Annotated in this window: 12 protein-coding genes; 3 read left to right on the top strand and 9 right to left on the bottom strand. The window is 50.6% G+C overall.

What is annotated here, in order from left to right:
* Positions 1–96 precede the first annotated feature (96 nt).
* Together ACTHRY_RS05835 and ampD are read right to left on the bottom strand one after the other, a co-directional pair.
* Positions 97–1,365: a cell division protein ZipA C-terminal FtsZ-binding domain-containing protein gene (locus ACTHRY_RS05835; RefSeq protein WP_049322889.1), complete on the bottom strand. Its 1,269-nt coding sequence runs from the start codon at positions 1,363–1,365 to the stop codon at positions 97–99.
* A gap of 177 nt (positions 1,366–1,542) precedes the next feature.
* Complete coding sequence (ampD, locus tag ACTHRY_RS05830) at positions 1,543–2,109, bottom strand: 1,6-anhydro-N-acetylmuramyl-L-alanine amidase AmpD (RefSeq protein WP_049322890.1); 567 nt, start codon at positions 2,107–2,109, stop codon at positions 1,543–1,545.
* A gap of 115 nt (positions 2,110–2,224) precedes the next feature.
* Between ampD and mltG the strand changes: the two genes are divergently transcribed.
* From mltG to ACTHRY_RS05815, 3 genes are all read left to right on the top strand, one after another.
* Positions 2,225–3,220: an endolytic transglycosylase MltG gene (gene mltG, locus ACTHRY_RS05825; protein WP_003747285.1), complete on the top strand. Its 996-nt coding sequence runs from the start codon at positions 2,225–2,227 to the stop codon at positions 3,218–3,220.
* 66 nt (positions 3,221–3,286) lie between these two features.
* Positions 3,287–3,913 (top strand): dTMP kinase, encoded by a 627-nt coding sequence (gene tmk, locus ACTHRY_RS05820; RefSeq protein WP_311475708.1) that lies wholly within the window; start codon positions 3,287–3,289, stop codon positions 3,911–3,913.
* Between the two features lie 266 nt (positions 3,914–4,179).
* Positions 4,180–5,460, top strand: a complete 1,281-nt coding sequence (locus ACTHRY_RS05815) for a malic enzyme-like NAD(P)-binding protein (protein ID WP_079453762.1) — start codon at positions 4,180–4,182, stop codon at positions 5,458–5,460.
* Positions 5,461–5,759: 299 nt separating this feature from the next.
* On the opposite strand, the gene ACTHRY_RS05810 is transcribed toward ACTHRY_RS05815, so the two are convergent.
* From ACTHRY_RS05810 to ACTHRY_RS05780, 7 genes are all read right to left on the bottom strand, one after another.
* On the bottom strand, positions 5,760–7,103 hold the full coding sequence (locus ACTHRY_RS05810) for an aldehyde dehydrogenase family protein (RefSeq protein WP_440374097.1): 1,344 nt from the start codon (positions 7,101–7,103) through the stop codon (positions 5,760–5,762).
* Between the two features lie 79 nt (positions 7,104–7,182).
* A complete protein-coding gene (locus tag ACTHRY_RS05805) occupies positions 7,183–7,842 on the bottom strand; it encodes a MarC family protein (protein ID WP_049322893.1) in 660 nt (219 codons plus the stop codon).
* 1 nt (position 7,843) lies between these two features.
* Positions 7,844–8,995, bottom strand: a complete 1,152-nt coding sequence (rodA, locus tag ACTHRY_RS05800; protein ID WP_036490427.1) for a rod shape-determining protein RodA — start codon at positions 8,993–8,995, stop codon at positions 7,844–7,846.
* Entirely contained in the window at positions 8,988–11,036 is a 2,049-nt protein-coding gene (mrdA, locus tag ACTHRY_RS05795) for a penicillin-binding protein 2 (RefSeq protein WP_440374096.1), read from the bottom strand. The genes rodA and mrdA overlap by 8 nt, the downstream gene beginning before the upstream one ends.
* A gap of 4 nt (positions 11,037–11,040) precedes the next feature.
* Entirely contained in the window at positions 11,041–11,541 is a 501-nt protein-coding gene (gene mreD, locus ACTHRY_RS05790) for a rod shape-determining protein MreD (RefSeq protein ID WP_049322895.1), read from the bottom strand.
* Positions 11,542–11,545: 4 nt separating this feature from the next.
* Entirely contained in the window at positions 11,546–12,388 is an 843-nt protein-coding gene (mreC, locus tag ACTHRY_RS05785; protein ID WP_049322896.1) for a rod shape-determining protein MreC, read from the bottom strand.
* An 11-nt stretch (positions 12,389–12,399) separates the two neighbouring features.
* Positions 12,400–13,437, bottom strand: coding sequence for a rod shape-determining protein (locus ACTHRY_RS05780; protein ID WP_039862245.1), 1,038 nt, complete (start codon positions 13,435–13,437; stop codon positions 12,400–12,402).
* Between the last annotated feature and the right edge of the window lie 71 nt (positions 13,438–13,508).

Here is a 13,508-nt window from a genome sequence, read left to right as displayed (position 1 = left end):
GCCGTCTGAAAATTGATGAATATTGAAGATGAAGGGATTTTACCTGAAAAAAGCGGATATGCCGTCATTGCATATCCGCTTTTTGATTGGGGAAGTTTAAGAGAACAGGCGCAGGGCTTGTTTGCTGCCGGGTTTGAGGCCGACTTTAAGCATTTCTTCCTGACGGGCCAAAACGTAGTTGCGTACGTCTTTGAGCCATTGGGTGGAAACTTCTTCCATTTGGTCGTTAACCAAATCCAAGCTGAGTTGGCCGGAAAGTTTGACTGCCAAGTCCATGAATTTGTCGAAAGTTTTTTCGCCGGCCGGAACGTGCGGAATATCCAGCAGCATGCTGAAGCCGCGGTAGGCTTGGTTGTCCAGCAAAGGATTGGTAAACGGTTTGTTGTCCAAAGTATGGATGGAGAACAATTGAGGGTTGTTGTTGTCGCCGAAGTGGAACGCGCCGTCTTCGCCCAATTTGAAACCGGTTTCTTCCACGGCGGCACGCAATTCTACGCCGCTGATGTTGGAATGGGAAACCAAGTGAATGGCGATGGTTTGGTCAACACGCGCACAGAATTGGTCGAGGGCTTGTGCGACTTCGGTGAACGCGTCCAAGTCGGTATGCAAAACTTTGCCGTCCATCAGTTGGGCAAAGGCATCAACCTGTTGGTCGAAGTGTTGCAACTCTTCACGTGCGGCCAAACCGTTGCGGCTGACAGCTTGCAGGCCCATGACGAAGCCTTGGTAGTAAACTCCTGGAATCGGCTCGGCAACGCGGAAATGGTCGTCCATGGTGCAACCGATGATTTGGAAGCGGTGGGTAGCGGAAAGGCGCGGCAGGGCATGCAATTCTTGGGCTTGTTTCAGGGAGATATAGGCCATGTAGTCGAAGCGGGGATCAAACCAAGGCAGCTCGACTTGAGATAATTCGTCCAGACTGATCAATGGTACTTGTGCCACGGGTTCGGCTGCGGTTTCTACCGGAGTGGAAGTGGCTTCGGCTGGGCTTACGGTAATTTCGTTGTTCAAGCCGATAACGGTGTGTTGGACTTTTTCTTCTGTGGAGAAGTCGTCTTCCACAGTCAGCTCGACATCGGTTTTCAGTTGGGCAGGGTGGGCCAGTTTGGCTTTGGCCGCGTAGATTTCATCTTGTTCCTGCAGGTTGCGCAATGCCTCTTCATTTTTTTTGTTTTTCTTGATAAACAAACCTTGGCCGCCGGTTTCTTTACTGTCGCGGACGTGTTTCGTTTTGCTGGTCAAAAGTGCATCTTTATCGGAATGGCCGAATTGTTCGCGCACTTGTTTGCGGTATTGGTTTTCCTGGTACATGTTGTAACCGATGACCGCCAAAAGGGCGGCGAGGGCTAAGACGATGAAAATCATGGAGTAATCACTTTTTAAAAAGGCAGCATTCCGTCTTTTTCAGGGTGCGGAATCTTGCTGCGCGGGCAGTTCGTTGGAGCCGGACTTTATGCGTCCGAATGAATAGCTGAATTATAACGAAAATAAACGGTTGTGACAGCATTATGTCTGCCAATCAGTGTTCAGGCCGTCTGAAAGTTATCCGTGTCGGACGGGGAAACCTGCTTTTTGAAGGCGAGGCCAATCGAAGAAATGTCCAGGATCGGTTTTCCTGTCCGGCGCGATGTCCTGATGACCGGTAACGGCCTGAATCGGATAATGCTCGGAAATGGCGGTCAACAAGGCTTGCAGGCTGGTGTATTGTGCTTCGGTAAAAGGCTCGAAATCGCAGCCTTCCAATTCAATACCGATGGAAAAGGCGTTGCATTTTTCTCTGCCTTGAAACGACGATACGCCGGCATGATAGGCCATGTCGTTGCAGGAAACGAATTGGACGGTTTCGCCCTCACGGCTGATGAAAAAATGGCTGGAAACGCGCAAGGTGTGGATGATGCTGAAGAAAGGATGCTCGTCAGGGTTGATTTGGTTGGTAAACAATTTTTCCACCGCCCCCGTGTTGTACTCAAAAGGAGGAAGGGAGATATTGTGGAGGACAACCAAAGAGACGTCTTCATCCGGTTCGCGCGGGCTAAAATTGGGCGAATGAGTTTGGCGTGCATTCAGCCAACGGCCGTTTTGCCAAGTGTTTTTTGAAGGAGAATTCATGGTTTCAGACGGCCTTTCGGGATAGGAAAACATACGTTGGGGAATGCGACAGGCTTAATATGCTTGTTTTCGGTTATACTGTCGCCCGACACGTTCACAAACCAAGAATCCTACCATGTTGAAAAAATTGTTGAAATGGCTGGCCGTATTTTTGACGGCATTTGCCGCCGTGGTTGCCGCATTGTTGTTTGTTCCGAAAAACAACGGCAAACCATACCGTATTACCGTTGCTAAGAATCAAGGTATCTCTTCCGTCAGCCGCAAGCTGGCTCAAGACGGCATTGTTTATAACCGTTATGTATTGGTAGCCGCCGCATATGTGATGGGCGTGCACAACCAACTCAATGCCGGCTCTTACCGTCTGTCTGCCAAAGTATCGGCTTGGGACATTTTAAAACGCATTAAAAAAGGCCGTCCTGATTCGGTCAGCGTGCAAATTCTAGAGGGTGCGCGGTTTGCACAAATGCGCCGTATTATCGACAACACTGCCGATATTGCCCATGATACGCGCGGCTGGAGCGATGAAAAACTGATGGCCGAAGTGGCACCTGATGCCTTGAGCAGCAATCCTGAAGGACAGTTTTTCCCGGATAGTTACGAAATTGATGCCGGCGGCAGCGATCTTCAAATTTATAAAATCGCCTACCGTAAAATGCGGGAAAACCTACAAGAAGCATGGGACGACCGTCAAAGCGGCCTGCCTTATAAAAATCCGTACGAAATGCTGATTATGGCGAGTCTGATTGAAAAAGAAACCGCGCACGAAGACGACCGCGCCCATGTGGCCGCCGTATTCGTCAACCGCCTGAATATCGGCATGCGCCTGCAAACCGACCCGACCGTTATTTATGGCATGGGCGATGCGTATAAAGGCAGAATCCGCAAAGCCGACCTGCAACGCGATACGCCTTACAATACTTATACGCGCAGCGGTTTGACGCCGACGCCGATTGCGCTTCCCGGCAAGGCCGCGCTTGAGGCGGCGGGTCATCCGTCTAATGAAAAATATCTGTATTTCGTCTCAAAAATGGATGGTACGGGCCTGAGCGAGTTCAGCCATAATCTTTCTGAACACAACGCCGCTGTACGCAAATATATTTTGAAGAAATAAACCGAATAGGCCGTCTGAAACATTTATAATCCTGTTTCAGACGGCCTTTAAATTGACGATATTCATATGAAACCCAGATTTATTACCCTTGACGGCATAGACGGCGCAGGCAAATCCACCAACCTTGCTGTAATGAAAGCATGGTTTGAGAAACACAAACTGCCCGTATTGTTTACGCGAGAACCGGGAGGTACTCCGGCCGGAGAAGCATTGCGTGAAATCCTGCTCAACCCTGCCACACAAGTCAGCCTGCGTACAGAAACCCTGCTGATGTTTGCAGCCAGACAGCAACACTTGGAAACAGTCATTCTGCCTGCCCTGAAAAACGGCACGCATGTCGTTTCCGACCGCTTTACCGATGCAACGTTTGCCTATCAAGGCGGCGGGCGCGGCGTTCCCTTGCAAGATATTGCCACGCTTGAACATTGGGTGCAGGGCGATTTCCGCCCAGATTTAACTTTGCTGTTGGATGTGCCTTTGGAAGTGTCAATGGCGCGCATCAACCAAACGCGTGAGAAAGACCGCTTTGAACAAGAAGAAGCCGAGTTTTTCAATCGGGTGCGCGAAGTGTATCTGCAACGTGCTAACGAACAGCCGGAACGCTATGCCGTCATCGACAGCAGCCAAAGTCTGGATGCGGTAAAAAATCAGATTGAAACCGCGCTAGACAGTCATTTTGGATTGAATGTTTAAGTTTAAATAAAATGCCGTCTGAAAGAAGAGTAATGTGGTAAAGAAATATTATTACAGAAGTTTTTAGGCATAAAACCAAATAAAACGAAATATCAAAACAAATGTAATAAATATCGGTATGCGCCACCAAAAGAACATGATAAAATTACGGCCTCTTACAAAGCCGGTCTGTTAACAAACCGACTTTAGAAGTTTAAATGTCTGAAGCAGCCCGTTTCAGACTTGTTCGCTGTAAAATCTCTCTCTCTCGCAAACAGGATCGACAAATGGAAAATTCATTAAAAGAAGCCGCCCTGCAGTTCCACGAATTCCCCGTGCCGGGCAAAATCTCCGTTACCCCAACCAAATCTCTGGCTACTTCTAAAGACTTGGCGTTGGCGTACTCTCCGGGCGTAGCCGCTCCTTGTATGGAAATCCATGCCGATCCGCAAAATGCCTACAAATACACCGCCAAAGGCAATTTGGTTGCCGTGATTTCCAACGGTACCGCAGTGTTGGGTTTGGGCAACATCGGCGCATTGGCCGGCAAACCTGTTATGGAAGGCAAAGGCGTATTGTTCAAAAAATTCGCCGGTGTTGACGTATTCGATATCGAAATCGATGAAAAAGACCCGCAAAAACTGGTGGACATCATCGCTTCTTTGGAACCGACTTTCGGCGGTATCAACCTTGAAGACATCAAAGCGCCCGAGTGCTTCTACATCGAACGCGAATTGCGCAAACGCTGCAAAATCCCCGTATTCCACGACGACCAACACGGTACCGCCATCATCACCGCCGCCGCTGTGTTGAACGCTTTGCGTCATACCGGCCGTAAAATTGAAGAAGCGACTTTGGTGTGCTCCGGCGCAGGTGCGGCCGCGATTGCCTGCTTGAACCAATTGCTGGATTTGGGTCTGAAACGCGAAAACGTGACCGTTTGCGACTCCAAAGGCGTGATTTACAAAACCCGCGAAGACAAAGACCGTATGGACGAGTCCAAACAGTTCTACGCCATTGAAGACAACGGCCAACGCGTATTGGCCGATGCCGTTAAAGGTAAAGACATCTTCTTGGGTCTGTCCGGTGCAAACCTGCTGACGCCTGAAATGCTGAACACCATGAACGAAAAACCAATCGTGTTCGCCATGGCAAACCCGAATCCGGAAATCCTGCCTCCATTGGCAAAAGAAACCCGTCCGGATGTGGTCATCGGTACCGGCCGTTCAGACTTCCCGAACCAAGTGAACAACGTATTGTGCTTCCCATTTATCTTCCGTGGCGCATTGGATGTCGGCGCGACCACCATCAACGAAGAAATGAAACGTGCCTGCGTGTACGCTTTGGCTGATTTGGCGATGGAAGAGGTAACTGAAGAAGTGGTTGCCGCTTACGGTAAGAAATTTGAATTCGGTGCGGAATACCTGATTCCTACCCCATTCGATTCCCGCCTGTTGCCTCGCGTTGCTACAGCTACTGCTAAAGCGGCAATGGAAAGTGGCGTGGCTACCCGTCCAATCGCCGATTTGGATGCGTATGCTGCTAAACTGGCCGGTTTGAAATTGTAATCCGGTAAGTAGTATTTGATTGAAAATGCCGTCTGAAAGTTGTATTTCAGACGGCATTTTTGTTTGTCGCATATTTTATAGAGGGTTTAATGAAACGGCTGAAATGATGAACATGGCAAGCTGCCGATTCAAAATGGGCGTGGAAATATAAATTGCTTTCTAAGATAGGTTGCTTATTTTTGAGCCGCTTTGATTTTGCGGAATCGGTATAGGTTTAAATACAACATTTTTGCCAGTCTTTAAAAAACATCAGGCCGTCTGAAATTAGGTTTTCAGACGGCCTGAGTGAATGAAACGGTTTATTTTTGCCAATAGGTTTTGACGTTGACGAATTCGTACAGTCCGAATTCGGATAGCTCCCGTCCGTAGCCTGAAGCTTTGACGCCGCCAAAGGGAAGGCGCAAGTTGCTGCTGGTGTGGCGGTTGATAAAGACAGAGCCTGCTTGGATTTTTTCAGCATATTTCCATGCATTTGCCGTGTCGGCTGTGTAGATACAGGCGCCGAGGCCGAAGGGTGTGTCATTGGCAAGTGCGACGGCGTGCTCCGGATTGTCGGCGCGTAAGATCATGGCAACCGGGCCGAAGACTTCTTCATGCCAAACGCGGCAGTTTGGATTGACTTGATCCAAGACGGTAGCCGGGTAAAACCAGCTTTGTCCATCAGGAATATAGCCACCGCTCAAGCATTGCGCGCCGTGTGCAACCGCATCTTGAACCTGCTCGTGCACGTTTTGGCGCAGGTCTTGGCGGTGAAGCGGGGCAAGGGTGGTGTTTGGGTCTTTAGGATTGCCGGTTTGTGGTTTGGCACACTCGGTAAGGAAAAGCGGGATAAATTGTTCGGCAATATCTTGGGTAACAATGATGCGTTTGGCGGCGTTGCAGGATTGTCCGGCATCACGGAAGCGCGAATAGCAGGCGTCGATGGCTGCGCGTTGGAGGTCGGCGTCGGGCAGGATGATAAACGGATTGCTGCCGCCCAGTTCAAGGACGGTTTTTTTCAGATGTTTGCCTGCATGGGCAGCCAGCAGTCGGCCGGTATGGGTCGAACCGGTGAATGCCATGGCATCGGTATCTTCGATGGCTTTAAGCGTGTCTTCATGGTTTAACCATGCGCCGATAAGCGGCAAATCTTTGGGGACGAGGCTGAAGAGGGTTTCGCTGACGCGGGCAACACTGGGTGCAGGTTTGACCGCGCAGGCATTGCCGGCGCACAGGGCTGGGATGGCAAATCGTAAAATCTGCCAAACAGGATAGTTCCACGGCATGACCGCCAAAACAACGCCTAAAGGCTCGAAGCGGACTTGGCTGAGGCTGGCTTGGGTGGCGATGGTTTTATGGGCAAGCAGCTCGGGGGCAAGGCGGACGTAGTAGCGGATAAGCTCGATGGATTTGCTGATTTCTGCACGGCATTCGTGCAGGCAGCGTCCGACTTCTTCGCAAACCATTTCGGCGAGGCGTTCTTGGTTTTGGGCGAGGCTGTCAGCAAATTGCTGTAAGAGGGCGGTGCGCTCGGTAATGCTTGATTGCGCGAAGGTTTGCTGAAGGGTTTGGAGGCGGTTTAATTCGTCGGTGAACTCGGTATAGCTTTGCGCCGGTCGGCGGTAAATGGTTTCTCCGGTGAAGACATAGGTGCTGTGAAACATGGTTGGCTCCTTTGTTTTTATGTTTTTATGAGGCCGTCTGAAAATGTTTCAGACGGCCTTTTATTGTAATAATTGTACTTCAAGCGACCAGTTGAGGAAAAATAGATTTTAAGCCGGCAACAATAATCTCTACGGAAATGGCGGCAAGCATCATGCCCATAATGCGGTTGAGGATGGTCAGGCCGGTCGTGCCCAAGCGTTTGCTGATGCGTCCGGCAACGATCAGGATGAGATAGCAAATCAGGCTGACCAGAAAGCCGGAGATGATAATCAGGGCAATATCGCTGTAATTTTTGGCGGCAGAGGAGTAAATGATGACGGTAGAAATACCGCCGGGACCGATGGTAATCGGAATGGCAATGGGGACGACGGCAATGGCTTTTTCATTGCGGCGGACTTGTTGCGCATGGTGATGCTCTTCTGAATTGGGGTCGATTTTGGGCTTGGCCGGATTGTCGTTGCCATTCATCAAGGAGATGGCAATCAGTAAAACCAAAATGCCGCCGCCGACTTGGAAAGAGCCCACGCTGATGCCGAGTACTTTCAACAAGATACCGCCGCCCAGCGCAAAGACGACGATCACGATGAAAACGGCCAGTGCGGCAGTACGCGCAATTCTGCGTTTTTCTTTGGTGCTGTGGTCTTGCGTCAGGTCAAGATAAATCGAGAGTGCGCTGAAGGGGTTGATCAGTACAAGAAGTGCAACGAGAAGTTTGCCGATTTCTACACCTAATTCCATATTATTCCTTGCTTTCAGTCAGGTCGTCGTTGTCCATATTACGGCGGCGGAGGTTTTTATGTTCGTTGGCGATACCCATCAACAGGGCCAGCACCACCATGATGGAAAGCGTAGCCGTACCGCCGTAGCTGACCAAGGGGAGGGGGACGCCGACAACGGGCAAAATACCGCTGACCATGCCCATGTTTACAAAGGCGTAGCAGAAGAAGGTCATGGTCAATGCGCCTGCCAAAGTACGGCTGTAAAGGGATTGCGCTTGTGCGGCAATCCACAATCCGCGTGCCAAAATGATAAGGTAAACCAGCAGTAAAAGGATATTGCCGATCAGGCCGAACTCTTCGCCGAATACTGCGAAAATAAAGTCAGTCGTTGATTCAGGAATGTAGTCCAAATGGGTTTGCGTGCCGTTGAGCCAGCCCTTACCCCATACGCCGCCCGAGCCGATGGCAATCATGGATTGGATGATGTGGTAGCCTGCGCCTAACGGGTCTTTGGTTGGGTCAAGCAAGGTGAGGACGCGGGTTTTCTGGTAGTCGTGCATGCCGTAGTTCCACAAGAGCGGCAGGGCGGCCACAAAGGCAATAATGGCGGCAAAAATGGCTTTCCAGGGCAATCCGGCAAAAAAGATGACAAAAATGCCTGAAGCCATAATCAGCGCGGCCGTACCGAGGTCGGGCTGCTTCAAAATCAGGGCGACAGGAACAAGAATCAGCACGAGGGCGACAATATAATGTATCCATTTCAGACGGCCTTCATAGCGTTGGAAATACCACGCGACAGTCATGGGAATGCCGATTTTCATGATTTCGGAAGGTTGGATACGGGTAAAGCCGAGACTCAGCCAACGGGTCGAACCGTTGACGGTAACGCCGGCAACTTCGACGCCGATCAGCAGTAATACGCCGACAATGTAAACAGGCAGGGCAACTTTGGCGGCCGTTTGCGGCTTGAATACGGCGATAATCCATAACAGGGCAAAGCCCAAAACGGTATGGATGGTTTTGTTTTCCAATTGGCCGAACTCTTGCCCGTCTGCAGAATAGAGCAAAAACAGGCTCATGATGTAGATGGCGAGCATGGCAAAAAACAGCCAAGGGTCAATCGGAGCTGCAATGGTGGATTTGAACGTTTTCCACGCTGATGTGTTATTCATGATGAACCTCCGGCTGTGGGGCAGGGATTGTCGGCGTCAGTTCGTAGGCAGATTGGAAAATGCTGGTGATAGGCTGATGTTTATCAGTTTTTTCAGTTTTGGCCGAATCTGTTTCGAGGCCGTCTGAAAACTGTTGCGGCTTGACGTGAAGCATATAAAAATCAGTCATTTCACGGGCTAATGGCGCGGCATACGCACCCCAGCCGCCGTTTTCCAAAATAACGGCAATGGCGATTTCAGGTTTTTCCAATGGCGCAAACGAGATAAACCATGCGTGGTCGCGGTGTTGTTCGCGTAGGGCTGCGGCATTGTAGCGGCCACCTTGTTTAATTTGTACGACTTGGGCCGTACCGGTTTTACCGCCCATTGTGTAAGCGAGTCCGCCACCGATACGGTGTGCCGTACCGCCCGGTTTCAATACCTTCTCCATTGCGCGTTTGACGTATTCGAAGTTGTCGGCTTTAAACGGAATTTGACGTTCGGGATTAGGATTGATGCGGGTAATTTTGCGCGCGCCGAAATCCAATATTTCTTTGACTAAATGCGGCTGATGGACAACACCGTTGTTGGCCAGAGATGCTGTCGCATGTGCCATTTGCAAAGGCGTGTAGGCGTTGTAGCCTTGGCCGATACTGACGGAAACCATCTCGCCGGCACGCCATTCTTTGGCAGTCGGGTCGGAAGATTTGGCAAAGCGTTTGGCCTTCCATTCGCGGCTGGGCAAAACGCCTACATATTCACTAGGCAGGTCAATACCGGTTTTTTGGCCGAAACCGAATTGCGCCAGATACGGAGAGGCTTTGTCGATACCCATTTCGTAACCCAAGCGATAGAAGAAGGTATCTGAGGATACTTGAATGGCCTTGCTCAAGTTGGCCGAGCCGTGACCGCTGCGGACAGAGTCGCGGAAAATATGGCGGCTGCCGGGTATGCTCCATGCGCCGGGTGCAGGGACGATGGTGTTTTGAGTGATTTTGCCGCTTTCCAACAAAGCCATGCCCATAAAGGGTTTGAATGTAGAGCCCGGCGGATAGAGGCCTTGGGTAACGCGGTTGATCAAAGGCTTTTTCCAATCGTCATTCAGCATTTTCCAAGTATCGCTGTCGATGCCGTCAATAAAGAGGTTGGGATCGAAAGAAGGTTTGGAAACAAAAGCCAAGACGGTACCGTCTTGCGGATTAATGGCTACCAATGCGCCACGGCGGTCGCCCAAGATTCGGTCTGCTTCCTGCTGCATACGGATATCCATCCCTAGGCGCAAAGTTTGCCCCATTTTGGACGGGACATTTTTCAATACGCGGACGATATTGCCGTAAGCGTCTTTTTCGACTTCCTGATAGCCTGGAACGCCATGAAGCTGGTGTTCGTAATATTTTTCCAAGCCGGATTTGCCAATGTGCGTACTGCCGCGGTAGAGGGCGGTCAGGCCTTCTTCTTCCAGCATTTCTTTGTCTTTATCGCTTATACGGCCGATGTAGCCTAAAAAATGGGAAGTCAGCTTGCCGTAAGGATATTCGCGGAATGTGCGTGAATTGACCTCTACGCCTTTGAATTCGCGCAGATGCACAGACAAGCGTGCAGCCTCTTCATCGGTCAGCCTGAGCTTGAGCGGGATATTTTCAAATTTTCGATAGCTTTCGCGGTATTTTTTGAAGCGTTTTAAATCTGTCGGCGTGATATCGACGTATTTTTTCAATGCTTCAATGACATCTTCCATCTTGCCTTCGATGCGGCTGGGAATAACTTCAAGCGAAAAGACGGGATAGTTTTTGGCCAAAGGAACGCCATTGATGTCGACGATTTCTCCGCGTACGGGCGGTGTTGGAATCAGGGTGATGCGGTTGCTCGATGCTTGACCGGAAAACTCATTGTGTTGGGTTACTTGTAAGTAAAAGAACCGCGCCAGCAAAATGGAAAAGAAGATGACAATCAGGACAAAAGCAACGAGCAGGCGCAATAAAGCGTCGGCTTGTGCTGCCTGGGCGGAAGGCTTTTGGATATGTTGGCCACCGGAAAGACGGCGTGGAAGAATCGGTTTCATCTTTTCAGTGCGCGCGGTAAATACGGGTCACAATCAGCATCAGCTGGCTGAGTATCGGCCAAAGCAATGCGCCGACAAATGGGGCAACAAAGCCTTGCAAAGTGATGACCTGATGATTAAGGAACAAACGGGCAGCAGTTAAAACGGCCTGATTAAGAAGCAGGGCAGCCAAGACGGCGGCCAATTGCATAATGTGGCCGTACAGCATGATTTGGCGGCGTCGGTTTAAGATGAAATAAGTCATCACGACGTAAGACAGGGCGTGCAAGCCCAAAGTCGCGGCGGTTGCTGCATCGACAATCAGACCGATGGCAAAAGCCAGTCCCATGCCTGCGCGTTGCGGCTGGTGTAATGACCAATACAGCAACATCAGTGCCGTCATTTCAGGCAGCCAGAAGAATCCGTCAAAGGAAAACGGCATAAAGTCCAGTATCATCATCACGATGAGACTGGTCGCCATGATGTGCAGCGGTACTGCACGGTAAGAATCGTCAAAATCGTTCATGAAATCAGCGTGGTGAAGAAGGGGCGGAAGAAAGTACCAAGACAAAACGACTGCTGCGTAAAGCGGCCAAAGGCGTCAGTTGCGTATCGTAATAAGGCGTTCCTGATGCACGGATAACCTTGCTGACGGTTGCAACGGGAATCCCCGCCGGATAAGTACCGTCCAAGCCGGAAGTCAGCAGAACATCGCCGGGTTTCAAGTCCGAGCCGGTTGGGAAATAGCGTAAATCCAAACCGCTGCCATTGCCGTATGCCAAATTGCGTTCACCGGTGCGGCTGACGGCGACGGGGACAATGCTTTGTCCGCTTGAGATCAGCTCGATTTCCGCGCTTTGTGTATGGACTTGTGTCAACAGGCCGATCAAACCGCTTTGATCGATGACCGCATCGCCAACTTTCAAGCCGTCTTGACTGCCTTTGCCGATAATCAGTCTTTCGGAAAGCGGATCTTTGCCATTGGAAATGACTTCTGCGCCGATAACATTGTGGATGCTTTTTTGTTGCAAACCGTACAGTTTTTTCAATTCGCGCAATTCATCGGTATTGACTTTATCCCGCTGCAAATCGATTTTCAGACAGCCATTTTCTTCCAAAAGCCGGCGGTTTTGTTCCAAAAGCTCGGATTTGGACTGGGAGAGGTCGGCAAAATATTGATAAAGTTGAACGGGTTGATTGGCCAGCCATTGAGCAGGATAGAGCATGGGCATTACCGCCGCACGCACAGGCTGCATCAATGAAAAGCGATAATCAGCCACCATCAGGCCGGTAGCCAGGGCAACATAAACGACAAAACGAGGCAACAGCTTAGGGCCTTTTGCCTCGTCAAAGCGCAAAGAAGAGCGTTCCATAGCCATCTACCTTATGGGTTTTCCGTAAACACGGTATCCCATTTGCCGATATAGTCCAAAGCCTTACCGGCACCATAGGCAACGCAGTTCAGAGGCTGGTCGGCAATTCCGACGGGCAGGCCGGTTGCATCGGCCAAGACGGTATCGATACCGTGCAGAAGCGCACCGCCGCCGGTCAGCATAATGCCGCGGTCGGCGATGTCGCCGGCCAGTTCGGGCGGAGCTTGTTCCAAAGCCAGACGGACGGCGCGGATGATTTGATTTACCGTTTCACTCAATGCTTCACGGATTTCATTTGACGTAACTGCCAAGGATTTGGGCGTACCTTCGGCCAGGTCGCGGCCTTTAATGCGCATGGCTGTTTCGGTTTCAAAACCAGAGGCCGAGCCGATTTGTTTCTTCAATTCCTCTGCCGTCGCTTCACCGATCAAGACACCGCGATGGCGGCGCAGGTAATGGATGATGCTTTTATCGAACTCGTCGCCGGCTGCGCGGACGGAAGCGGAATAGGCCATACCGCCCAGTGAAAGAATACCGATTTCAGTCGTACCGCCGCCAATATCGACAATCATCGAACCTGCCGCATCTTCAATCGGCAAACCTGCGCCCAAAGCGGCGGCCATCGGTTCTTCAATCAAATGCACGCTTGCCGCGCCGGCAGCAAACGCAGAATCCAAAATCGCTTTACGTTCCACTTGGGTAGAGCCGCCCGGAACACAGATAACCACACGAGGCGGAACCAAAGACCGTCCTTCAGTGGCTTTTTTAATCAACATACCCAGCATACGCTCGGTAATCACAAAATCGGCAATCACGCCGTCCCTCATCGGGCGGACGATTTCAATATTGCGCGGCGCACGGCCCTGCATTTTTTTGGCTTCCGTGCCCACGGCCATGATTTTACTTTTATTGCCTGCGCCGGATTGAATCGCAACCATGGACGGCTCATCCAAAACAATCCCTTTGCCGCGTACAAAAATCAGCGTGTTGGCCGTGCCCAAGTCGATGGCAATATCATTGGAGAGGAAACGAGATAAAAGACGAAACATAGGATTCCTGAAATTCCGGCCCAGCCCGGATGTGTTTAGCATTATTTAAAATAAGAAAAACAGGTACACGG

This window comes from Neisseria sp. P0004.S004 (genome assembly GCF_051963335.1).
GTDB lineage: Bacteria > Pseudomonadota > Gammaproteobacteria > Burkholderiales > Neisseriaceae > Neisseria.
The sequence above is the reverse complement of the archived record's forward strand: the minus strand, read 5'-3'. Positions and strand labels throughout refer to the sequence as shown.

What these genes read in the sequence shown, in the direction of transcription:
- ACTHRY_RS05835 (WP_049322889.1), bottom strand. Translation starts at nt 1,365, where the DNA reads ATGATTTTCATCGTCTTAGCCCTCGCCGCCCTTTTGGCGGTCATCGGT.
- ampD (WP_049322890.1), bottom strand. Translation starts at nt 2,109, where the DNA reads ATGAATTCTCCTTCAAAAAACACTTGGCAAAACGGCCGTTGGCTGAAT.
- mltG (WP_003747285.1), top strand. Translation starts at nt 2,225, where the DNA reads ATGTTGAAAAAATTGTTGAAATGGCTGGCCGTATTTTTGACGGCATTT.
- tmk (WP_311475708.1), top strand. Translation starts at nt 3,287, where the DNA reads ATGAAACCCAGATTTATTACCCTTGACGGCATAGACGGCGCAGGCAAA.
- ACTHRY_RS05815 (WP_079453762.1), top strand. Translation starts at nt 4,180, where the DNA reads ATGGAAAATTCATTAAAAGAAGCCGCCCTGCAGTTCCACGAATTCCCC.
- ACTHRY_RS05810 (WP_440374097.1), bottom strand. Translation starts at nt 7,103, where the DNA reads ATGTTTCACAGCACCTATGTCTTCACCGGAGAAACCATTTACCGCCGA.
- ACTHRY_RS05805 (WP_049322893.1), bottom strand. Translation starts at nt 7,842, where the DNA reads ATGGAATTAGGTGTAGAAATCGGCAAACTTCTCGTTGCACTTCTTGTA.
- rodA (WP_036490427.1), bottom strand. Translation starts at nt 8,995, where the DNA reads ATGAATAACACATCAGCGTGGAAAACGTTCAAATCCACCATTGCAGCT.
- mrdA (WP_440374096.1), bottom strand. Translation starts at nt 11,036, where the DNA reads ATGAAACCGATTCTTCCACGCCGTCTTTCCGGTGGCCAACATATCCAA.
- mreD (WP_049322895.1), bottom strand. Translation starts at nt 11,541, where the DNA reads ATGAACGATTTTGACGATTCTTACCGTGCAGTACCGCTGCACATCATG.
- mreC (WP_049322896.1), bottom strand. Translation starts at nt 12,388, where the DNA reads ATGGAACGCTCTTCTTTGCGCTTTGACGAGGCAAAAGGCCCTAAGCTG.
- ACTHRY_RS05780 (WP_039862245.1), bottom strand. Translation starts at nt 13,437, where the DNA reads ATGTTTCGTCTTTTATCTCGTTTCCTCTCCAATGATATTGCCATCGAC.